Here is a 20,443-nt window from a genome sequence, read left to right on the forward strand (position 1 = left end):
TAGGGCTATGAACTTATTGCTCTGGCTATTAATCCCCCTTGCTTACTTGATCGGCTCCATCTCCTTTGCCGTCATTGTGAGTAAAAGCATGCAATTGCCGGATCCCTACTCCTATGGATCGGGTAATCCAGGCGCTACCAATGTATTGCGTACGGGTAATAAAAAAGCAGCTGTCCTCACTCTGGTTGGTGATGGGTCTAAAGGCTTTATTGCCCTAGTGTTAGCACGCTGGATCTTGGGTGATAACTCTTTAGCAGCAACCCTCAACTCTTGGGTGCTCTGTGGCGTTGTCTTGGCGGTCTTTTTAGGACACCTCTTTCCAGTCTTTCATGGATTTAGAGGAGGCAAAGGGGTTGCTACCGCCTGCGGTATTTTGTTTGGCATCAACTGGATATTGGGCTTAGCCACATTAAGCACTTGGTTGATTGTGGCTTTCTTTACCCGTTACTCTTCCTTGGCAGCCATGTGCGCCGCCATTTTTGCACCGGTCTATTGTGTCTTTCTATTCGGAGTTGAGCCAATGGGTCTGACTCTAACCTGCCTGTGTGTATTAATGCTCTGGCGTCATCGGAATAACATCGTCAAATTATTAGATGGATCCGAAACCCGGATTGGTTCAAAGAAAGCCTAAGAGAGAATATCTATGACCATCGCCTATGCTTGCATCCTCTTTATGGGTTTGCTACCTTATGTCGCCGCTGGAATTGCTAAAAAAGGTTTTCAGAACTACGACAACAGCCGGCCCCGTGAGTGGCTCTCAAAACAAGAGGGCTTTCGGGCCAGAGCGAATGCTGCGCAGGCCAATTTGTTTGAATCGCTTCCCCTCTTTTTTGCTGCAGTCATCATTGCGTCCATTGCGCATGCACCGCAAGCCTATTTAGATCTTCTAGCCTTAGCCTTCGTGGCTACCCGCATTATTTATCTTATTTGTTATGTTGGAAATTGGCCTACTGCAAGATCCATTGTGTGGGCCTGCGGTATTGCCTGTATAGTCGCGATCTTTTGTCAAATCTAATTTACTCACCACCTCATCTTTATGCCCACTACACCTATCCCTAAAAAAACGGTTGCAAAGAAGCCAGCTACCAAGCTGGCGCCTGCTAACAAAGTGGGCACTAAGAAAACTGTGGGCGCAGCATCTAAGAGTGATGCTGGTACCCCCTTATCAGTGATTATTCGCCGCCGCATTGAAGCGCAAAAGGCGCGCTTTCATGCCAATGACAATATTTCTGCTTTCATTCAACCTGGTGAGTTAGAGCAACTGGTTGATGAGGTTGCCCAAAAGATGCAAGGCGTTTTGGAGAGCTTGGTGATCGATACTGAGAATGATCACAACACTCAAAAAACGAGTGAGCGGGTTGCCAAGATGTTTGTGCAAGAGGTATTTAATGGACGCTACGTAGATCAGCCCACCTTAACTAAGTTTCCTAATGTCAGCCATCTAAATGAGCTGATGATTATCGGGCCGATTACTGTACGTAGTGCTTGCTCGCACCATCTATGCCCAATCATGGGCCGTATTTGGATTGGCGTTTTACCAAGCAAGACTTCAGCCTTAATTGGCTTATCAAAGTACTCCCGTCTGACTGAGTGGGTAATGTGTCGCCCGCAAATTCAGGAAGAAGCGGTGGTCGAGCTAGCCGACATGCTTGAGAAAAAGATTAAGCCCATTGGCGTCGCAGTGGTGATGGAAGCTGATCACTTTTGCATGCAGTGGCGGGGCGTGAAAGATCGTGACTCCAAAATGATCAATAGCGTGATGCGCGGCTCTTTCTTGAAAGACTCTAATTTGCGTCGTGAGTTCTTGGCATTGATAGACAGGCGATGAGACGACAAATGTCGCTTGTGCACCTTCTGCTTCCATGCGCATTAGCGTTAAGCCTGATCGCTTGTGGAGGACCGCAATTTCCCAAGACTAATGGCGATCCAGCGAAAAATAATCCCAAAACGTTTAATCAAGACCTTAATGATTGCATTGAGGTTTATCCAGAGTCATCTGGCGGTGTACAGATTAAGCAACGCATCTCTTGTATGAACCTTAAGGGTTGGCACTAGGACTGGCAATCCAAGCTCACCGTTTTTTCCTTTGAGAACAATTCTCAAGTAAATAGTCAATGAAATCATGCTCTTAAGCGAGCACTAACAGTTAAAAATCTTCTGTTTTATGATCTGTCCAGTTTCTTGTGTTTTCACTTAATTTTCTGGAGATCGTATGCAAAACAGTCGTCGCCAATTCATGATTCTTTCCGCTGCTGGTGCTGCAACTTTGGCTTTGAATGGCAAAGTACAAGCGCAAGCAATGGTTGCCCCTACCGATCCTCAGGCTGTTGCATTGGGTTATGTGGCTGATGCCTCTAAGGTAGATAAAGCAAAGTACGCTAAATTCGTTGCCGGCTCCCATTGTGGCAACTGTGCCTTGTATCAAGGTGCTGCAGGTTCTGCTGCTGGTGGCTGCGCATTGTTTGCCGGTAAGCAAGTTGCAGGCGCTGGCTGGTGCTCGGCTTACGCTAAAAAGGCTTAAGTTAGACCCTAGAGCAATTGATTTATCACCTTTGATGGTGATGATTGAAAAAGCCACCCCAGGGTGGCTTTTTCTTTGGCAAACCACAACATGCTAAAAAGAAGGCTATGCGCACCCTTAAAGAAGCATTCAAGCACTATTCCTTGTACCTAGGTGGAGACCAGCCTGCTGTGAGTTGGCAGGAGCGCGCCAGAACTGTTTTTGGGGCGTTTATTGGCATAATGTTAGTGCTCACTATCGCTAGGTACCTTGGTGAGACAGTAGGTATTGATGAGTGGCTAATGGCCTCTTTGGGGGCGAGTGCATTGCTGGTTTTTGCACTTCCGCAAAGTCCTCTAGCCCAGCCTTGGGCGGTGATTGCTGGTAATACGCTCTCAGCTTTAGTGGGCATCAGCTGCGCCCACTTTACGGATTTACCCATTTCAGTGACTTTGGCGCTCGCCGTTTCGCTGTCGATTTTAGGGATGTTTATGCTGCGCTGCCTGCACCCACCAGCTGCTGCAGTTGCCCTCATTGCTGTACTTGGGCATGTTTTGCATTACCGTTATGCTTTTTTTCCAGTGATGGTCGATTCGGTACTGCTGATTCTGGCAGGAGCCATTTATAGCAATCTGACGGGCAAACCTTACCCCAACCACCCCAAATAAGGGGTTAGGAATAGGGCAATCAAATTCTATTGGACTTTGCCAGCAGCGATTGAGGCTTTACAGTCTTTAATGCTGTAGTTTTGAAATTTGCCAAAGTTCTCTTTACGAACCGATTGACCGCATTCTGAGACCGAATTGCGTAAATTGATTTTGGGGATATTGCCTGTGCTCATGAAAATCTCCTCTATTTTTTATCAACAGCCTACAAAATTGAAATACCTGCCCCTAAAAGAGTTTGCCCTAAAACGGGATTGACCCCATCAAAATGATGCTATATACTTATGCTATATACAAAGGAGGCGTTCATGGCTATTACTACTTCCACAGTTTTTACCAACAATCGCTCTCAAGCAGTGCGTCTACCCACTGAGGCTCGTTTACCTGATGCGGTGAAAAAGGTCATTGTGCGCACCCGTGGCCACGAGAGGATCATCACCCCTATTGAAAATACCTGGGACCATTTCTTTCTTAGCGGCCCACTAGTGACTGACGACTTTATGAGCGAGCGTGGAGAGCAAAAACCTGCAGTTCGAGAGTCTCTCTGATGATCAAGTATTTACTTGATACCAATATCGTGATTTATGTTCTCAAGCGCAGGCCCATTGAGGCCCTGGAAACCTTTAATAAAAATGCCAATCGTATCGCAATTTCAAGCATCACCCTCTCAGAGCTCATCTATGGCGCTGAAAAGAGCGCCAATGTCGATAAAAATCTTGAGGCTGTTGAGGATTTTGTGAGCCACCTTGATGTTTTTTCCTATGACGCTAAAGCATCCCAGCAGTATGGGCAAATTAAAGCTGGCTTAGAGAAGCGTGGGGAACTTATCGGAGAGAATGACATTCATATTGCTGCCCATGCAATTAGCCAGGGCCTCATTCTAGTCAGTAACAATTTAAGAGAGTTCAAAAGGGTGCCAAACCTTGCGTTAGAGAATTGGGTTTAAAAGCCTATAAAATCGATCCATTCAGAAAATTAGGATTAATCAGCCTTATGACAAGCGTTACCCCCGTTATCCTTTGTGGTGGTTCCGGCACTCGTCTTTGGCCTTTATCACGCTCGGGCTTTCCTAAGCAATTTTTAGTTCTGTCTGGCGGCGACTCAAAACTCAGTTTGTTTCAAGAAGCGATTGAGCGCATTAATGCAATTACCAATCAAGATATTGATTTAGGTCCAACCTTAATCGTGACTAATGAAGAGCATCGCTTTTTGGCTTTAGATCAATTGCGTGAATTGCCCAGTATCAAAGCCACGCTATTACTAGAGCCTATCGGTCGCAATACTGCACCGGCCTTAACTCTAGCAGCCTTTCAGGCGCGCGATGGCGGACCCAATACTGAGCTTGATCCAATTTTGGTGATTACCCCTGCGGATCAAACTGTACAAAACACGGCTGCATTTGTTAAAGCTTTGCAAGAGTGCATTGCAGTAGTTAGTACAGATCAAAGCAAAAAGACGATTGCCATTTTAGGGATCACACCCACAGCGCCTGAGACGGGTTATGGCTATATTGAGCGTATGCAAGAGCAGGGCGCTCATCATGAATACACCGTTGCCAAGTTTGTAGAAAAGCCAGATAGCAAAACTGCGCAGAGTTATTTAGCTGATGGAAACTATCTGTGGAATAGCGGGATGTTTGTCCTGCGCGCGAGTACTTGGTTGGCAGCTTTAAAAGAATTCAGACCCGATATTTTTGGCGCTACAGAAACTGCTTGGCAAGGTAAAACAATCGATCAATCTGGAGATGTGGGTTTTTTTCGTCCTGATAAAGAATTGTTCAACACAATCCCGAGCGAGTCGATTGACTATGCAGTGATTGAAAAATGCCCGGGCACCAGTTTTAGTGTCAAGATGGTAGAGCTCAATGCCGGTTGGAATGACTTGGGTGCTTGGGATGCCGTTTGGCAAGTGGGTAGCCAAGATGGTAATGGTAACGTCACGAGTGGCGATACCTTACTCTCCAATACCAAGAACTCTTTAGTCCACGCCAGTACCCGTTTAGTCAGTACCGTGGGTATTGATAATTTAGTGATTATTGAAACAGCGGATGCCGTATTAGTAGCCGATAGAGCCAACAGCCAGGATGTGAAACACATCGTCTCTCAATTAGATGCGCAAAAGCGGGAAGAGAAGAATCTCCATCGTAAGGTTGCTCGGCCTTGGGGTTGGTATGACAGTGTGGACGAGGGCGAGCGCTTTAAAGTGAAACGTATTCAGGTAAAGCCGGGCGCCAGCCTGTCCTTGCAAATGCATCACCACCGCGCAGAGCATTGGATCGTGGTTAAGGGGATTGCGCAGATTACCAATGGCGATCAGGTAATCACCTTACAAGAAAATCAAAGTACGTTTATTCCCCAGGGGCAGACCCATCGCTTGGCCAACCCTGGCAAAGAGCCTTTAGAAATTATCGAAGTACAGTCGGGTAGTTATTTAGGCGAGGACGACATTGTGCGTTTTGAAGATACCTACGGACGTAGTTAGAAAATACAAGATTACAAGCAAGAGAAATTCATATGACGAACGATAAAACTGCGAAACAAAAAGTCGCCCTAATCACCGGTATTACCGGACAAGACGGATCCTATTTGGCTGAGTTCTTATTGGAAAAAGGCTACATGGTCCACGGTATTAAGCGCCGCGCCTCTTCGTTTAATACCGAGCGCGTCGATCATCTTTATCAAGACCTACATATCAATCATCGTCACTTTGTATTACATTACGGTGACTTGACTGATTCCAGTAACTTGACCCGCATCATCCAACAAACTCAGCCAGATGAGATCTACAACTTGGGTGCCCAAAGCCACGTTGCGGTTTCTTTTGAATCGCCCGAGTACACGGCAGATGTGGATGCGATTGGACCCTTGCGGATTTTGGAAGCTATTCGTATTCTGGGCTTGGAGAAGAAAACCCGTTTTTATCAAGCTTCTACCTCAGAGCTCTATGGCTTAGTGCAAGAGATTCCCCAAAAAGAAACGACACCGTTCTATCCCCGCAGTCCTTATGCCGTAGCCAAGCTCTATGCCTACTGGATTACTGTGAACTACCGCGAAGCCTATGGCATGTATGCCTGTAACGGCATTCTCTTTAACCATGAATCTGAACGCCGTGGTGAAACCTTTGTTACCAGAAAAATCACACGCGGTTTATCCAATATTGCCCAAGGCCTAGAGCAATGCTTATACATGGGCAATATGGACGCCTTGCGTGACTGGGGTCATGCTAAAGACTATGTCCGTATGCAATGGTTGATGTTGCAACAAGAGCAGCCTGACGATTTTGTCATTGCTACGGGTGTGCAATTTAGTGTTCGTGAATTTATTATCCGTAGTGCCAAGCAATTGGGCATCACCATGCGCTTTGAGGGCAAGGCAGAGCAAGAGCAGGGCATCGTTGCTGCTGTTGACGGAGATAAAGCCCCTGCACTCAAAGCCGGTGATGTGATTATCAAAATTGATCCTCGTTACTATCGTCCAACAGAGGTCGAAACTCTTCTGGGCGATCCAAGCAAAGCCAAGGCGAAACTGGGTTGGGTGCCTGAAATTACGATTGATGAGATGATTGTTGAGATGGTAGCGAATGACCTTGATCAAGCTAAACAACATGCGCTTCTAAAGAAGCATGGCTTTAGTGTGGCGATTGGTAAAGAGAATTAAAAATAAGAATAAATTCAAAAGAAAAGCAAAAAGAAAAAACATCGTGCCTACTGATTTAAACCAAAAGATCTATGTTGCTGGCCATCGGGGTATGGTTGGGTCAGCCATTGTGCGTAATTTAGTAGCGCACGGTTATAACAACATTGTTACTCGCACGCATGCTGAACTGGATTTAACCAATCAAGCACAAGTAAAGGTCTTTTTTCAACAAGAAAAGCCTGCCCAGGTTTATTTAGCAGCAGCTAAGGTCGGCGGTATTTATGCAAACAATACCTACCCAGCTGAATTTATTTACCAAAACCTCATGATGGAGGCAAATGTTATTCATCAGGCATTTGCGGCAGGGGTAAAAAAGCTGCTTTTTTTAGGCTCAAGCTGTATTTATCCTAAGCTTGCTCCACAGCCCATGGCTGAAAATGCCCTACTCACTGGAACGTTAGAGCCCACTAATGAGCCTTATGCCATTGCAAAGATTGCAGGTATCAAGTTATGCGAGAGTTATAACCGCCAGTACGGGCAAAGCCATGGGATTGACTACCGCTCGGTCATGCCAACCAATCTCTATGGCCCAGGCGACAACTACCATCCTGAAAATAGTCACGTGATCCCTGCGCTGATTCGACGCTTTCATGAAGCCAAAGAAGCCAATGCTCCAGAGGTACTCATCTGGGGAACGGGCACTCCAAAGCGTGAGTTTCTCTATGTAGATGATATGGCCGCTGCTTGCGTCTTTGTGATGGAACTGTCTAAAGATATTTATGACCAACATACCGAGCCGATGCAAAGTCACATCAATGTAGGCTATGGTGACGATGTGACCATTGCACAATTAGCTGATGCTGTAGCAAAAGCCACTGGCTATGCTGGCAAGATTGGGTTTGATACATCAAAGCCCGATGGCACCCCTAGAAAGTGGATGGATTCAGGTAGATTGAATCGTCTGGGGTGGCAAGCCACAGTAGATTTAGAAGTGGGTCTCAAACAAGCCTATGGCGATTTCTTAAAAATGGATTCAGATGGCCCAGTAGGAAGAGTGTCTTGAGAATTGGCTTTCACACCAATAATTTGTCGTTCCGCGGCGCAGAGATTGCCGTCTTTGATTACGCGCTACACAACCAATCGCTTTTACAAAATGAATCACTGGTGTTTTACAAAAGTAAATTGCCTAGTGAGCCAACCGTCGTTAGTAAGTTTGAGCAGCATTTTAAAATCTTTGCTTACCAAGACACAGAGTATTTAGCACGTCTTGCCGATCAAGAAAAACTCGATTTGCTGTATTTCATTAAATCGGGTGAGCGTGATGGCGACATCATTAGCAATGTGCCTTGTGCAGTGCATGCGGTATTTCCAACCAAGGTAGAGCAGTTTCATGGGGATAAATTAGCCCTTGTATCAGAGTGGCTGTCTAAAGAGTATTCCAATGGCAAAGTACCGTTTGTGCCGCATATGATTGATTTGCCAAATGTAGAAGGCGACCTTCGTAAAGAGCTCAATATTCCAGAGGAAGCTACAGTGCTGGCGAGTTACGGAGGGTCAGATAGCTTTAACTTACCTTTCGTGCACGACACTATTTTGAAGGCGCTGGCTAAACGCACAGATCTGTATTTTGTCTTCATGAACTTTGCGCCTTTTGCAAAACATGAACGCTTGATCTTCTTGCCTGGTAATTCAGACATCCATTACAAGATGCGCTTCATTAACACTGCTGATGGCATGATTCATGCAAGGGGTATTGGTGAGAGTTATGGATTAGCTTGTGGAGAATTCTCTATTAAGAACAAGCCGGTGATGACCTACGCTATGTCTCCACAGCGCAGTCATATTGAAATCTTAGGCGATAAGGCGCTACTCTATAAAGGCAGAAATGATCTAGAAGAGCTCCTCCTAGGGTTTAACCGAAAATGGCAATATGAGAAGAATTGGGATGCCTACAGTTTAGATTTTTCTGCGCAAGCGGTGATGCCAAAATTTGATGAGGTATTTATCAAAGGCGCAAACTTTGATCCTAAGTCGATTAATGCACTGGATAAGCTGGCAATTGAAGGTTATCGCTTTGAGCGAAAAATTCGCAATCTTCTAAAAAAACGCTATTTATAAAATGACTTGTATGCATCTACGATCTCGGTTGACCAGGGCAGACTTTTTGCTACTCGCTCAAGCGATTTTATTTGCCATTTTATTTGCCATTTGGGCATTACCGAAGACGATCTTTATGCGCAATCTCTGTTTAGGGATGGGTGCTTTTATCGGTCTTTATCAGATCTACGCTTGCCGTACCTTTTTGGCTAATAAAAAAATCACACCCCTTTATTTAATCATTGCACTATTTTTCTGGGCTATATTCCATTTACTTTTTCTGAGTAATAACTTTACTTTGCAATGGGGTGAATTTCAAAGCATTTGGAAGCGTAGCTTGATCGGTGTGATCTTTGCTGTAGGCTTTGGTTTAAGTATTCCCGCTGCTTCATTTAAGGTGCGGCAATGGCTTTGGCCTATTTTTTATCTTGGCTTACTATTGCCAACTTTAATATACATACTCAAGTTTGGATTGCTTTATTACGAGAAAAAGAGTGGCTTGAATGTGGGCGCGTACTGGCATATTTATGTTGCAAAGACAGCCTATATGGGTTTTTGCATACCCGTACTTGCGGTAGCACTTGGGCAGATTTATCTCCAAACTACAAATGGAAAATGGTTGACATGGTCAAATTTTGCGTATGCATGCACGATCCCGGCAGTCTTATTTGTTTTTTATGCTGAGAACATTAAAAACGGGGTGCTCTATTCCTTTGTATTTACTTTGGTTTTTATTGGACTGATTATTTACAGATACTTTAAGGCTGCCCCCATCAAGATTTTGGTTTTAGTGGCCACCACCATTTTAGGATTTAGTATTTTTATCGGTAATCACATTAAGCAGAATCATTCTTGGGAGACTTTTTTAGCCGATGCTAAGGTGGCAACCCAAGCTGAAAATAGTGAGTCTTGGAAGTGCCAGGTTCCCGGAAAAAGTTTGCCTATAAATGAACTCGGCGAGCAAGTTTCTGATACTAATTACTCACGAGTTGCTTGGGGTATTAATGCATTGAAGTTAATCCCCCAATACCCCTTGGGTTATGGTCTGGTAGAGCGATCCTTTGGGCATATTGGCAAAGAAGTGTGGCCCGACTCCTGCCTGACTCAAAGTCATAGCGGCTGGTTGGATTTAACATTAGGCATTGGCATACCTGGGATGCTACTTATATTTGGGGCCATATTTACTTGCCTGAAGGGGTTGTTGGAGTTAAAGCCATCCGAAGTTGATCATTTTGGCCAATGGAGATTGATGGCGCTCTGGACGCTAATGAGCTTTGTTTTGATTTGGTGTACTGCTGAGATTAGTCAAAAAGTGTTTTTTGATGAAATGATGTTTTTTATAGCATTATCGGGAGGTCTGCTGGTTGCAATAAGGCAAATCCTGCCATCCCAAAAACAAACAGGAATTGGGCCTTGAATATTTTATTGACAGGTGGTGCTGGGTATATTGGAAGCCATACTGCTGTTGTGTTGATGCAGGAAGGTCATGAAGTAATTATTTTTGATAATTTTTCAAACAGTAAAAGAAGTGTTTTAAATCGACTGGAGAAAATTACCGGTAAGCTAATTGTTTGTATTGACGGAGATATAAGAAATCGATCGCTAGTCAAACAAACATTACAGTATTACAAAATTGATGCTGTTTTACACTTTGCAGGCCTTAAGGCGGTTGGTGAATCATCAGAAGATCCGCTTGCTTACTACGATAACAACGTAGCAGGCACCATTTCTTTGTTAATGGCAATGAAGTCTTGTAGCGTTAAGATTCTTATTTTTAGCTCCAGTGCAACTGTTTACGGAGTGCCACACTACTTGCCAATAGATGAAAAGCATCCAACCGATCCAGAAAGTCCTTATGGAAAAACAAAACTCCAAATTGAACAAATCCTGAGTGATTTAGCTAAGTCAGATAGCAGTTGGAGAATTTTTGCCTTGAGGTACTTTAATCCTGTTGGGGCCCATGAGTCTGGTTTGATCGGCGAGGACCCGAATGGCACGCCTAATAATCTTATGCCCTACATTTCCCAGGTGGCCTATGGCATTTTGGATAAATTAAAAATATATGGGAATGATTACGATACGCCCGATGGGACAGGGGTTAGAGACTATATCCATGTCATGGATTTGGCCGAAGGACACTTGGCAGCCTTGGACTACGTCGGCAATCATAATGAAGCGTTTTCTGTCATGAATTTGGGTACCGGCAACGGCTGCAGTGTTCTTGAATTAGTTAATTTGTATGAGTATGAAGCATCCAAGAAAATACCATATGAGATCAGCGCAAGAAGGACGGGCGATATTGCAGCATGCTATGCCAATCCTGAAATGGCCTTTTTGAAGATGGGCTGGAAGAGTAAAAAAACATTAAGAGAAATGTGCTTCGATTCCTGGCGTTGGGCCTCTACCAGTTTACAGAAGCATAAAGATTAAATTCTTTGATGATTCTGGTGAAGTATTTAGAGTGTTTTAGGTTTCAGTGTTCAGATAGGAGTGAGCTGAAATGCTGTTAAAGCGCCCCCTAACCTGGTTTAATTCTGGGTTTTTAGTATTGGTGTTGTAGGACGGTCTTACAGAGCATTCGTTTGGATGGCGTAACAACATCCAATTGGCATAGGTTTCATATTCAGAAAAACAGGCATGCGAATTTAATGGACGAGTTTTTGCAATTACCTCATGCCATGGGAGGCCATGTAATGACTCTAGTTCTGAGAGCATTTGCAATACATGCTGCCTGTTAAATATCATCATATGCGCTGTTCTAGACCACAGCGCTTTATGCTTCTCATTAAATATTAGAAAGAAGGCCGCGAAGTATGGTGGCCACCATTCTTCGGTTCCAAAAAAAACAAACCTATCCGATTTATCAAAAAAAGAAATAGGCTCTATAAAATGCGTGTCTGCATCAATCACAATATAGTTTTCGGAAGGGGATGTATAGGCCCAGCCTAATTTAAGAAATTGCTGATAAAGCCAACCAGATCTATTTGGTAGTGCTGTAAATTCCAGTGGATATTGGTAGTGATTAACGTTAAAGCCCAAGACCTCTATTTCGCTTATAAAGCTGACTCGATCATCTCTGACAAGACCTTTAAGCATTGTTGCATCATTTGTGATGATAAAAATATTGTTGATGGTGATATTTTTTATGAGCTCTAGACTCTTGATTGATTGAGCCAATGTCCCGGCATCTTTGTTGTGAACAACATAAACTATGTCCACCCCTTTACTCAAGCAAAGATCTGGAAAATGAAAGCCAAGCATAAGTAATTTGCAGAGCTTTAGTAATAGGAAATGACTGTATTTCCAAGGCCCTCGCTCTTGTAATAGCTTAATTTGTTTCATTAACTTATGCATAGGGTAATAATGCCATTAATCAGCTCTCAATTCTCAAAAGTTAATCTAAAATAAGGGCAATATTCTCTTAAAATGTAAATACTGTGCTTTCTATTATTATCCCAACCTATAACAGCGCCGAAACTCTTTTAGAGTCATATTATTCTGTGCTTAATAGCGGAGTAAGAGATCAAGAAATTATTTTTGTCGATGATGGGTCCAAAGATGCAACCTCTCAAATAATTCAAAGCCTTCTTGGTGACAACCCTAATATATCTTTTCTGGCGAATGATCAAAATTTAGGTGGTGGGGCAACGCGTAATAAAGGAGTAGAGTTTGCAAAATATCCACTGGTTTTCATATTGGATAGTGATGATGTGCTTGCTCCTGGCTCCTTAGGGCGCGCAATTGAGGAGCTCAACTTAAACAATGCGGATGGCGTAGCAACTTCGCAGTCAGTATTTTTTTCCTCCGACATTAAAAATCCCTTAAAAATCATTCAATATAAGTCCGGCTTTGCTCGATTTGAAGATTTAGTCTCACATATACCAAGCCCAGTTACGGGAAACCTCCTCTTTACTAAACAAGCTTTTCTCGATGTGGGAGGATATCCCAGTCATCATAGTTTTGATACTCAGGGGTTCGGTTTCAGATTGCTGCAAAATAATAAAAAAATCTTGGTTGGTAGTTCGTTTATGTACTACCAAAGGTTGCCGCTACAGCCATCTTATTATTCTAGAGAGGCGAGGGCTGGCAATATAAATAGAAATTGGTTTTATATTTTCTTTGAAAGCCTTTACAAGTTCACCCCGAATGTCAGGAGGTTAATCTTGGAATTTCCGTGCTCCAACCCTTCAATGCTTGCGAAGGGGCATCATCTTTTTAATGTACTGGCTGACAAATCAAAAAATGAGGGATTCTATTGCGAAGAAGCAGAATTTTTAGATGAGCAGGGCGCTTATCGTGCTTATAAAAATTCAAATGATTATACTTTGAATGCATGGTCTTTTGGCTATGAGCTTAGGCAACAAAATTATGAATCAGCCTTTAGAAGAATTCGAGGCATGGAGATGTCCCCGAAATCCATAAGATTGTTGTATCCGCTAATCGCAGATCTATTTGGACCAAAACTTTTAGAAGAGGATATTCGCGACTTTTCTTATTTTTTTGCTTTTCAAAAAGACTTTACATGGCGTATGAAAATTTTAAAGCAAAAAATTTTAAACAGATTAAATATATTTAGGCATTTTTAATATGAGTCTTATAGAGAAATGCAGGTTAATTAACCTGCCCAAGATTGCTGATGAAAGAGGAAATCTAACTTTCATAGAAGGAAATAAGCAGATTCCTTTTGGTATTGAGAGGGTCTATTATTTATATGATGTTCCTGGGGGTGCTGAGCGAGGTGGGCATGCCCATAAACAACTTGAGCAGTTAATCATTGCCTCATCTGGAAGTTTTGATGTTGTTTTGGATGACGGGAATCAGAAAAAAAGATTTCATTTGAATAGGCCATATTTTGGGCTTTACGTATGCCCCTATATTTGGAGGGAGCTGGACAATTTTTCGTCGGGCTCGGTATGTACCGTTATGGCATCAAGACCATATGAAGAGGATGATTATTTTCGGAACTATAAAGATTATTTGCTAGTAAGGTCTCGGAAATGAACATCCCTTTTTTAGATTTACAAGCGACGTATACCGAGCTAAAGATTGATATAGATGCTGCTGTAAAACGAGTCTTAGATTCTGGATTTTATATTCTTGGACCAGAGGTTGAGACGTTTGAAAGTGAGTTTGCTCATTTCTGTGAAGCTCAATTTTGCGTAGGAGTGGGCAATGGTTTGGATGCAATTTATATTGCCTTGAAATCGCTTGGGATTGGGTCAGGCGATGAGGTTCTAGTTCCTGCAAACACTTATATCGCAACTTGGTTGGCCGTAAGCCAGTGTGGCGCTATTCCGGTTCCAATTGAGCCGAGCATAGATACAAATAACATAGACCCATCTTTATTTTCAAAATCAGTTACCAAAAAAACCAAAGCAATTATCGCCGTTCATTTGTATGGTCAACCAGCTCCGTTAGATGAAATATTAAAATTTGCAAAGGAGTTTAATCTCAAAGTTATTGAGGATGCTGCTCAAGCGCACGGAGCCAGTTATAAGGGTCAAAGAATTGGAGCACATTCTGATATGGTCACCTGGAGCTTCTATCCAGGAAAAAATCTAGGCGCATTTGGTGATGGTGGTGCCATCACTACAAATAATGAGGGGCTGGCTAAAAAAGCTGCGGTAATGCGTAACTATGGCTCTGAGCGTAAATATGTAAACGATGTTAAGGGCTTAAATAGTAGGCTCGACCCACTCCAAGCTGCTATATTGAGGGTAAAGCTTTCAAAACTTGATGAGTGGAATGTGCGGCGCACAGAGATTGCAAAAACTTATGATGATGCGTTTGGGCCCGCCGGATTTTATATCCCTAAACAAGGAAGTGGTTGCAGATCCTCTTGGCATCTCTATGTATTGCGTCATTCAAAGAGAAATGACATTGTCAAAGCATTGGATGATCTTGGTGTAAGCGCTCTCATTCATTACCCAATTCCTCCACACCTACAGAAGGCATATAGCTCTCTTGGATATGTGCGCGGCGATTTTCCGATAGCTGAGAAACTCTCTGATGAGGTATTTAGTTTGCCAATTGGACCACATCTATCTATCGAAAATATGCATAGAGTGGTTGAATCGGTGTTAAAAGTAGCTTCATAAAATTATTCAAGATGAGCTACGTAAATACCAGCCTAGAAAAAATAATCGCCACTATTTGGAGCTTATTGGAGTCAGGTCAAAAAAAGTCAGCAAAACTATTTGTTTGCCTGAGTGTGGTTGCAACCCTTCTTGAAATGATGAGTTTGGGGATGATTATTCCTTTGCTTTATACGTTTACATCCAATACACATTCTCAAGCTACTGGAGTTTTGGGATATCTTTTTGATTCCTCTTTAATTAAAAATTTGAGCCTGATCAGTATTTTGGAATTGATGATCATCCTTTTTGCTATTAAAAATATATTTCTTATTTTTCTAGTACGCTTTCAAGCTAAATTTGTATTTGGAGTTGAGGAGGCACTGTCAAATAAAATTTATAGGCTTTATCTTAACCAGCCTTATCCATTTTTCTTGAAAAATAATTCTGCGCAACTTTTAAGAAATGTAATTCGCGAGCCTAGTCAATTCGCATATAATGCACTTTCTCCCTTGTGCCTTTTGATTACCGAGTTATTTATTTCATCTGGTGTAATTTCTTTATTGATTGCCATAAATCCCTTGGGCGCAATAAGTTCCTTTTTGTTGTTTGGTGGATTAGGCTATATTTTTTATGCTTTTGCCCATCAAAAGATAGCTAAATGGGGAAAGGATCATCAATTCCATGAGGGGAAGCGACTGCAAAACCTCCAAGAGGGGTTTGGGTCAATTAAAGAAATCCTGATTGGTTCTCTTCAAAATAAGTTTGCTGCGGCATATGCCGCACATATGAATGCTGGAGTAGTTGCTGGTGTCAAACAGCAGTCAGTACAGGCAGCCCCGAGGTTATTTATTGAAATCTTTGCGGTAATTGTATTGGCAGGAGTAGTAGGATTTTTTAGTGAAATTGAGCCCACTATGCTGCTGCCAATCATTGGTCTTTATGCGGCCGCTGCCTTTAGGCTCATGCCAAGTGTCAACAGAATTATCAATGCCCTGCAATCGCTTCGGTATTCTGAGTCTAGTGCTCATCTTCTTGCTACCGAGTTAGCTCAAAAAGATATATCACCTTTTGAGGTAAAAAGTGGTGAGGTGACCTTCAATCAATGCATCGAATTGAAAAATATTTCATTCCAATATGAATCTAGCACTAGCCTCCTATTTCAAAATATAAGCTTCTCCATCAGCAAGGGGGAGGTTATATTTTTATCTGGTCCTAGTGGCGCAGGAAAAACAACTTTAGTAGATATTATTTGCGGATTGCAGCGCCCTACAAGCGGACGGTTGCTTGTCGATGGGATTGAGGTGGAAGCTTTTATTAAAGATTGGCAAAAGCATATTGCATATGTTCCGCAAACAACCTTTCTTTTGGATTGAACGATTAGAGAAAATATTGTATTTGGCCAACTCAATCAGGATATCGACGAGCAGCGCCTTGATGAAGTATGTAAAGCTGCCAGGCTAGATGAGGTCATAAATGGACAACCCCAGGGCATTGAGACTAGAGTGGGCGAACGTGGCAGTAGTCTTTCTGGTGGACAACGCCAAAGGGTAGGAATTGCAAGGGCATTGTATCGCGGAGGATCTTTATTGGTTCTCGATGAAGCAACAAATGCGCTTGATGCAAAGCTTGAGGCTGAGATTGTTCTCAATATTCTTGAGTTTACAAAAGGTATAACCAAGATTTGGATTGCACATAATGATGATTTATTGAGAAATGTTAAAAAGGTAGTTGTTAAAAATCAAGGTATTGAAATAGCATGAATGATTCTTTTTTTAAGATGGCGGAATCAAACTATAGATAATTTATCTCTTCATTAGAGAGCATATGAAAAAAATATTATTGGTTGGAACCAGCTTCAGCGCAGCTCCCTTAGCACAATTCATTAAGAGTTTAGGATATGAGTTGGAGGTATGCGGCAATAAGCCAAGTGATCCGTGTGTAAGTTGGGCTGGCAAGTATCATTGCCTGGACTATTCCAATGCTGAATTTCTGTTGGATCTGGTTGAGAGAGAAAGTTATTGCGCGATCCTACCAACATGCAATGATGATTCCTATCTTTCGGTTATCAAAGTCGCAGAGACTTTAGGGCTGCCAGGACTTGATGACCTCGCTACAACACTAAAACTGCATGATAAATTTGAATTCAGAGGGTTTGCTGCAACACATGGAATTCCAGTTCCAAAAATTTGGACTTCCGACCCCGGGGGGGTTATTCCGCGACCTGCTAACTATCCCGTCCTAGTTAAGCCGGTGGATAGTTTTAGCGGAAAGGGAATTACAAAAGTTTCGAATTTAAATGAGCTATCTATGGCGATTGATAACGCTAAATTAAATTCTAGAACTAACAATTATGTTGTCGAAGATTTTTTGGATGGTACATTGCATAGCCATTCGGCATTTCTTAAAAACCAAAAAATTTACCATGATTTTTTTGTGGATGAATTTTGTACTATTTATCCCTACCAAGTTAATTGTTCCAACAGTCCATCTCGGATAAGCCTGTCAATACAAAAGAAGATGCAAGCTTCCGTTGAGAAATTGGCAGCATTGCTGAACTTGTCTGATGGTTTACTTCACACACAATTTATTATTTCTGGTGGAGAGCTATATTTAATAGAATGTATGCGCAGATGTCCAGGAGACCTTTTTTATTACCTGATCAGTTTTTCAACTGGAAATTCATACGTTGGCAATTATCTAAGGCCATTTATAGGTGAAGATTTTGATTTTTCTAAAATAGATGAATCGACTCCATGGTCACGTCATACTATTTCACTTAAAGAAGATGAAGTAATACATGGATACTCAATTGACGTTGCGGCCGAGGAGCTAAGACTTTTTCAGTTGAGTGAATCTGGTGAACATATTAAAAAAGCCCCATTTGGAAAAATTGCCATCTTCTTTATGCGCTATCAATCTACGGCACAATTATTTGAATCCACAGAAAAAATGGCCGATAAAGTGCATTTTTTTACTAACCGGAATATTCCCTTATGAACAAAAATCTTAAAAATGACTCTCATCCTGTCTTGAGAGTTGGCATTGTGGGAGGGGGGATTAATTCTGCTGTTGGGCGGGCGCATATGAGCGCCTTAAATGTAGATGGGCTATTCAAAGTTGTCGCCGGCTCCTTCAGTCGCAATCATGAAACTAATCTAAAATCTGGGATTAATTTTGGGGTGGATCTATCTAGAGTTTATGCAGACCATACCCAACTTATTCGCAGTGAAGCGGGAAATATAGATGTAATAATCGTATTAACTCCAACCTCCTCACATACCTCTCCCGTTATGGATGCCTTAAATGCTGGGATTCCAGTCGTATGTGAGAAAACACTTACAGCAAATATTGATGATGCCGTACTCATACGAGATACCGAGAATAACAAAAATGGATTTTTGGCTGTTACATACAACTATTCTGGTTATCCTGCTGTACGAGAGTTAAAGGAGATTGTTCGCTCAGGGCAGATTGGAAAGGTTCTTCATTTCGCTGCTGAAATGCCTCAAGAGGGGTATTTACGATTAAATGCAAGCGGACGACAGCTTCAACCTCAAAATTGGAGGCAAATGGATGGTGAGGTGCCCATGATTTATCTGGACCTGGGATCGCACCTTCATCAGCTAACTTCTTTTATTCTAGGGGTGAGACCTTTGTCTGTTTTTGCTACCGAGCAAAAATATGGTTTATACCCTGTTATTGACTCAGTATCTGCATTAGTTAACTATGAAAATGGTGTCAATGGCAACTTCATTTTTGGCAAAACAATGCTTGGCTATCGCAATGGCCTTAAAATTAGGATATTTGGCACTAAAGGTGCATTAGAATGGACTCAAACAGATCCAGAGAGAATCCAATTTGCCCATGCTGATGGACGTATTGAATTAAGGGATCGTGGTTATGAGGGCTTGGAATTTTCATCATCAAGATACGCCCGCTTCAAAGTGGGGCATCCTGCTGGTTATGTTGAGGCATTCGCAAACCTATATTTCGATATTCATGCCGCTCTGACACAATACCTTAAACTTGGAACCTGGTCTTCGGAAAATGTTGTTGGTTCTAAATTTTCCTTAGATGGATTGAAATTAATGCTGGAAATGCATCAATCTGCTTTGAAGGGTTGTATTTCTCATTTAGATTAATCCTAAGTCATCCCGCTGAAAGGGTGATTTCGGATGGGTAACTATGTTGAGAACTACAACCATTACTGAGAAATTTAAGATTTCTCTCTACAGAAAATAGGGCTATAAAATGAGTTTTGATGTTGATGGGGTATCTCAAAAACTTGATTGGCCAAAATCATCAATTGAGTTTTGCGAGAATTTTTTTTACTCAAATAGGCCGAAATATATTCTCGGAAGAAATATTTATGCTGAGAGTGTTGCTAAGCTTATCGAGGTAAACGGATTTATTGATGACTTTTCTAGTGAGCAGTCTTTTTTAAAGAAGCCCATCGTTAAATCAGCTCAAGTACCAAAAAACTCCTTAGTTTTAAATGTTGCTGGAGGTCGACCACTATCAGCTCGAGAAAAATTAAACCAATTGAGCCTTCAAAACCTGGATTATTTTGCTTTTTCAAAAATTTCTAAATTTCCTTTTCTTCCTCTGCGTTTTAATGAGGGATTTCAGGATGAGTTTTTATCCAATAAGCAAAAATACAATTGGATCTATCAGCTGCTAAAGGATGAAGAATCAAGGTGGATTTTTGAAAAGCTTGTTGCATTCAGATATGATCACGACATATCTCATCTTGAGGGATTTACTCAGAGAGAGGACGTTCAATACTTTGAGGAATTTTTATTACTAAATAAAGAAAATGAAGTTTTTATAGATGTTGGTGGATTCAATGGTTATACAACCTTAGAGTTTATTAAACGATGCCCCCAATATTCTGCTGTTTATATATTCGAGCCTGATAAAAATAATTATCAATTATGCGTGTCTGCGACTTCTAAATTGCGCGATATTTATTGCTACCCACTCGGCCTTGGAAATAAAAAAGAAACATTGCATTTCAGTACGAATGGATCTTCCTCTACTATTGCGGATGATGGTGATGCAATGATTGATGTAGATCAACTTGATAATTTAAGTCATATTGCCCCCAGTTTTATAAAAATAGATATTGAAGGCGGAGAATTTTCCGCAATCCAGGGGGCGAAAAAAATTATTTTAAGAAATCATCCAAGATTGGCGATATCTGTTTACCATAACTCAGGTGATTTTTGGAGAATTCCAGAGTTAATCTTAGGCATCCGAAATGACTATGAGGTATTAATTAGGCACTACACTGAATCTATTTATGAGACAGTAATGTTTTTCTTGCCACGAAAATGAGCATGAAGTGTAATTTTAGAATGCTTTTCATTAAATGCCTGCCCCTTGATTTTTAATGCGGGCGATAAATAGAATTTGCTATTAAAACATTCAGAAAATTATACATTCGAAATATATTATTATTTATAAATG

The 20,443-nt window shown here is 41.8% G+C and carries 22 protein-coding genes and 1 pseudogene; 21 read left to right on the forward strand and 2 right to left on the reverse strand.

Annotated elements, in window-relative coordinates; genetic code table 11:
* Window positions 1–7 precede the first annotated feature (7 nt).
* The 6 genes from plsY to ICU98_RS01565 all read left to right on the forward strand — a co-directional run bounded on the left by plsY (window position 8) and on the right by ICU98_RS01565 (window position 3,168).
* Window positions 8–631 (forward strand): glycerol-3-phosphate 1-O-acyltransferase PlsY, encoded by a 624-nt coding sequence (plsY, locus tag ICU98_RS01540; protein ID WP_215352394.1) that lies wholly within the window; start codon window positions 8–10, stop codon window positions 629–631.
* A gap of 12 nt (window positions 632–643) precedes the next feature.
* Window positions 644–1,015 carry an MAPEG family protein gene (locus ICU98_RS01545; protein WP_215352395.1) on the forward strand — a complete coding sequence of 124 codons (372 nt, stop codon included), beginning with the start codon at window positions 644–646 and terminating at the stop codon, window positions 1,013–1,015.
* 21 nt (window positions 1,016–1,036) lie between these two features.
* A complete protein-coding gene (gene folE / locus ICU98_RS01550; protein WP_215352396.1) occupies window positions 1,037–1,828 on the forward strand; it encodes a GTP cyclohydrolase I in 792 nt (263 codons plus the stop codon).
* 8 nt (window positions 1,829–1,836) lie between these two features.
* Window positions 1,837–2,055, forward strand: coding sequence for a hypothetical protein (locus ICU98_RS01555; protein WP_215352397.1), 219 nt, complete (start codon window positions 1,837–1,839; stop codon window positions 2,053–2,055).
* Between the two features lie 157 nt (window positions 2,056–2,212).
* On the forward strand, window positions 2,213–2,521 hold the full coding sequence (locus ICU98_RS01560) for a high-potential iron-sulfur protein (protein WP_215332538.1): 309 nt from the start codon (window positions 2,213–2,215) through the stop codon (window positions 2,519–2,521).
* Window positions 2,522–2,565: 44 nt separating this feature from the next.
* Entirely contained in the window at window positions 2,566–3,168 is a 603-nt protein-coding gene (locus ICU98_RS01565) for an HPP family protein (RefSeq protein WP_251365364.1), read from the forward strand.
* A gap of 26 nt (window positions 3,169–3,194) precedes the next feature.
* Here the strand turns inward: ICU98_RS01565 and ICU98_RS01570 are convergent, their stop codons facing one another.
* Window positions 3,195–3,341, reverse strand: a complete 147-nt coding sequence (locus ICU98_RS01570; protein WP_158526005.1) for a hypothetical protein — start codon at window positions 3,339–3,341, stop codon at window positions 3,195–3,197.
* Window positions 3,342–3,473: 132 nt separating this feature from the next.
* On the opposite strand from ICU98_RS01570, the gene vapB reads away from it, so the two are divergent.
* From vapB to galE, 8 genes are read left to right on the forward strand one after another with little or no spacing between them, the layout of a single operon-like run.
* Window positions 3,474–3,713, forward strand: a complete 240-nt coding sequence (gene vapB / locus ICU98_RS01575; protein WP_193441908.1) for a type II toxin-antitoxin system VapB family antitoxin — start codon at window positions 3,474–3,476, stop codon at window positions 3,711–3,713.
* Window positions 3,713–4,111 (forward strand): type II toxin-antitoxin system VapC family toxin, encoded by a 399-nt coding sequence (locus ICU98_RS01580; protein ID WP_215352398.1) that lies wholly within the window; start codon window positions 3,713–3,715, stop codon window positions 4,109–4,111. Before vapB ends, ICU98_RS01580 begins: the two co-directional genes overlap by 1 nt.
* Window positions 4,112–4,158: 47 nt before the next feature.
* Entirely contained in the window at window positions 4,159–5,646 is a 1,488-nt protein-coding gene (locus ICU98_RS01585; protein WP_215352399.1) for a mannose-1-phosphate guanylyltransferase/mannose-6-phosphate isomerase, read from the forward strand.
* A 32-nt stretch (window positions 5,647–5,678) separates the two neighbouring features.
* The gene (gene gmd, locus ICU98_RS01590) at window positions 5,679–6,821 is read left to right on the forward strand and encodes a GDP-mannose 4,6-dehydratase (protein ID WP_215352400.1); all 1,143 of its coding nucleotides are present in this window, start codon (window positions 5,679–5,681) and stop codon (window positions 6,819–6,821) included.
* Between the two features lie 43 nt (window positions 6,822–6,864).
* Complete coding sequence (locus ICU98_RS01595; protein ID WP_371818429.1) at window positions 6,865–7,863, forward strand: GDP-L-fucose synthase family protein; 999 nt, start codon at window positions 6,865–6,867, stop codon at window positions 7,861–7,863.
* Between the two features lie 23 nt (window positions 7,864–7,886).
* The gene (locus ICU98_RS01600) at window positions 7,887–8,918 is read left to right on the forward strand and encodes a hypothetical protein (protein ID WP_251365365.1); all 1,032 of its coding nucleotides are present in this window, start codon (window positions 7,887–7,889) and stop codon (window positions 8,916–8,918) included.
* A gap of 10 nt (window positions 8,919–8,928) precedes the next feature.
* Window positions 8,929–10,314 carry an O-antigen ligase family protein gene (locus ICU98_RS01605; protein WP_215352406.1) on the forward strand — a complete coding sequence of 462 codons (1,386 nt, stop codon included), beginning with the start codon at window positions 8,929–8,931 and terminating at the stop codon, window positions 10,312–10,314.
* A complete protein-coding gene (gene galE, locus ICU98_RS01610) occupies window positions 10,311–11,327 on the forward strand; it encodes a UDP-glucose 4-epimerase GalE (protein WP_215352408.1) in 1,017 nt (338 codons plus the stop codon). The genes ICU98_RS01605 and galE overlap by 4 nt, the downstream gene beginning before the upstream one ends.
* 36 nt (window positions 11,328–11,363) lie before the next feature.
* On the opposite strand, the gene ICU98_RS01615 is transcribed toward galE, so the two are convergent.
* Window positions 11,364–12,239: a DUF6492 family protein gene (locus tag ICU98_RS01615; protein WP_215352409.1), complete on the reverse strand. Its 876-nt coding sequence runs from the start codon at window positions 12,237–12,239 to the stop codon at window positions 11,364–11,366.
* A 95-nt stretch (window positions 12,240–12,334) separates the two neighbouring features.
* Here ICU98_RS01615 and ICU98_RS01620 point away from each other — a divergent pair, with 95 nt between their 5' ends.
* The 7 genes and pseudogenes from ICU98_RS01620 to ICU98_RS01655 all read left to right on the forward strand — a co-directional run bounded on the left by ICU98_RS01620 (window position 12,335) and on the right by ICU98_RS01655 (window position 20,311).
* Complete coding sequence (locus tag ICU98_RS01620; RefSeq protein WP_215352410.1) at window positions 12,335–13,483, forward strand: glycosyltransferase family 2 protein; 1,149 nt, start codon at window positions 12,335–12,337, stop codon at window positions 13,481–13,483.
* A gap of 1 nt (window position 13,484) precedes the next feature.
* Entirely contained in the window at window positions 13,485–13,898 is a 414-nt protein-coding gene (locus tag ICU98_RS01625; RefSeq protein WP_215352411.1) for an FdtA/QdtA family cupin domain-containing protein, read from the forward strand.
* On the forward strand, window positions 13,895–14,995 hold the full coding sequence (locus ICU98_RS01630) for a DegT/DnrJ/EryC1/StrS aminotransferase family protein (protein ID WP_215352412.1): 1,101 nt from the start codon (window positions 13,895–13,897) through the stop codon (window positions 14,993–14,995). The genes ICU98_RS01625 and ICU98_RS01630 overlap by 4 nt, the downstream gene beginning before the upstream one ends.
* Before the next feature lie 272 nt (window positions 14,996–15,267).
* Window positions 15,268–16,734: pseudogene (locus tag ICU98_RS08960) on the forward strand (ABC transporter ATP-binding protein).
* A 64-nt stretch (window positions 16,735–16,798) separates the two neighbouring features.
* On the forward strand, window positions 16,799–17,971 hold the full coding sequence (locus ICU98_RS01645; protein ID WP_215352414.1) for an acetyl-CoA carboxylase biotin carboxylase subunit family protein: 1,173 nt from the start codon (window positions 16,799–16,801) through the stop codon (window positions 17,969–17,971).
* Window positions 17,968–19,116, forward strand: a complete 1,149-nt coding sequence (locus ICU98_RS01650; protein ID WP_215352416.1) for a Gfo/Idh/MocA family protein — start codon at window positions 17,968–17,970, stop codon at window positions 19,114–19,116. The genes ICU98_RS01645 and ICU98_RS01650 overlap by 4 nt, the downstream gene beginning before the upstream one ends.
* 109 nt (window positions 19,117–19,225) lie before the next feature.
* On the forward strand, window positions 19,226–20,311 hold the full coding sequence (locus ICU98_RS01655; RefSeq protein ID WP_215352417.1) for an FkbM family methyltransferase: 1,086 nt from the start codon (window positions 19,226–19,228) through the stop codon (window positions 20,309–20,311).
* Window positions 20,312–20,443: the final 132 nt, after the last annotated feature.

The organism is Polynucleobacter sp. MWH-P3-07-1 (assembly GCF_018687555.1).
In the GTDB taxonomy this organism is placed as follows: Bacteria; Pseudomonadota; Gammaproteobacteria; order Burkholderiales; family Burkholderiaceae; genus Polynucleobacter.

Coding starts and splice junctions, on each gene's coding strand:
- plsY (WP_215352394.1), top strand. CDS start 8: ATGAACTTATTGCTCTGGCTATTAATCCCCCTTGCTTACTTGATCGGC.
- ICU98_RS01545 (WP_215352395.1), top strand. CDS start 644: ATGACCATCGCCTATGCTTGCATCCTCTTTATGGGTTTGCTACCTTAT.
- folE (WP_215352396.1), top strand. CDS start 1,037: ATGCCCACTACACCTATCCCTAAAAAAACGGTTGCAAAGAAGCCAGCT.
- ICU98_RS01555 (WP_215352397.1), top strand. CDS start 1,837: ATGTCGCTTGTGCACCTTCTGCTTCCATGCGCATTAGCGTTAAGCCTG.
- ICU98_RS01560 (WP_215332538.1), top strand. CDS start 2,213: ATGCAAAACAGTCGTCGCCAATTCATGATTCTTTCCGCTGCTGGTGCT.
- ICU98_RS01570 (WP_158526005.1), bottom strand. CDS start 3,341: ATGAGCACAGGCAATATCCCCAAAATCAATTTACGCAATTCGGTCTCA.
- vapB (WP_193441908.1), top strand. CDS start 3,474: ATGGCTATTACTACTTCCACAGTTTTTACCAACAATCGCTCTCAAGCA.
- ICU98_RS01580 (WP_215352398.1), top strand. CDS start 3,713: ATGATCAAGTATTTACTTGATACCAATATCGTGATTTATGTTCTCAAG.
- ICU98_RS01585 (WP_215352399.1), top strand. CDS start 4,159: ATGACAAGCGTTACCCCCGTTATCCTTTGTGGTGGTTCCGGCACTCGT.
- gmd (WP_215352400.1), top strand. CDS start 5,679: ATGACGAACGATAAAACTGCGAAACAAAAAGTCGCCCTAATCACCGGT.
- ICU98_RS01605 (WP_215352406.1), top strand. CDS start 8,929: ATGCATCTACGATCTCGGTTGACCAGGGCAGACTTTTTGCTACTCGCT.
- ICU98_RS01615 (WP_215352409.1), bottom strand. CDS start 12,239: ATGAAACAAATTAAGCTATTACAAGAGCGAGGGCCTTGGAAATACAGT.
- ICU98_RS01625 (WP_215352411.1), top strand. CDS start 13,485: ATGAGTCTTATAGAGAAATGCAGGTTAATTAACCTGCCCAAGATTGCT.
- ICU98_RS01630 (WP_215352412.1), top strand. CDS start 13,895: ATGAACATCCCTTTTTTAGATTTACAAGCGACGTATACCGAGCTAAAG.
- ICU98_RS01645 (WP_215352414.1), top strand. CDS start 16,799: ATGAAAAAAATATTATTGGTTGGAACCAGCTTCAGCGCAGCTCCCTTA.
- ICU98_RS01650 (WP_215352416.1), top strand. CDS start 17,968: ATGAACAAAAATCTTAAAAATGACTCTCATCCTGTCTTGAGAGTTGGC.
- ICU98_RS01655 (WP_215352417.1), top strand. CDS start 19,226: ATGAGTTTTGATGTTGATGGGGTATCTCAAAAACTTGATTGGCCAAAA.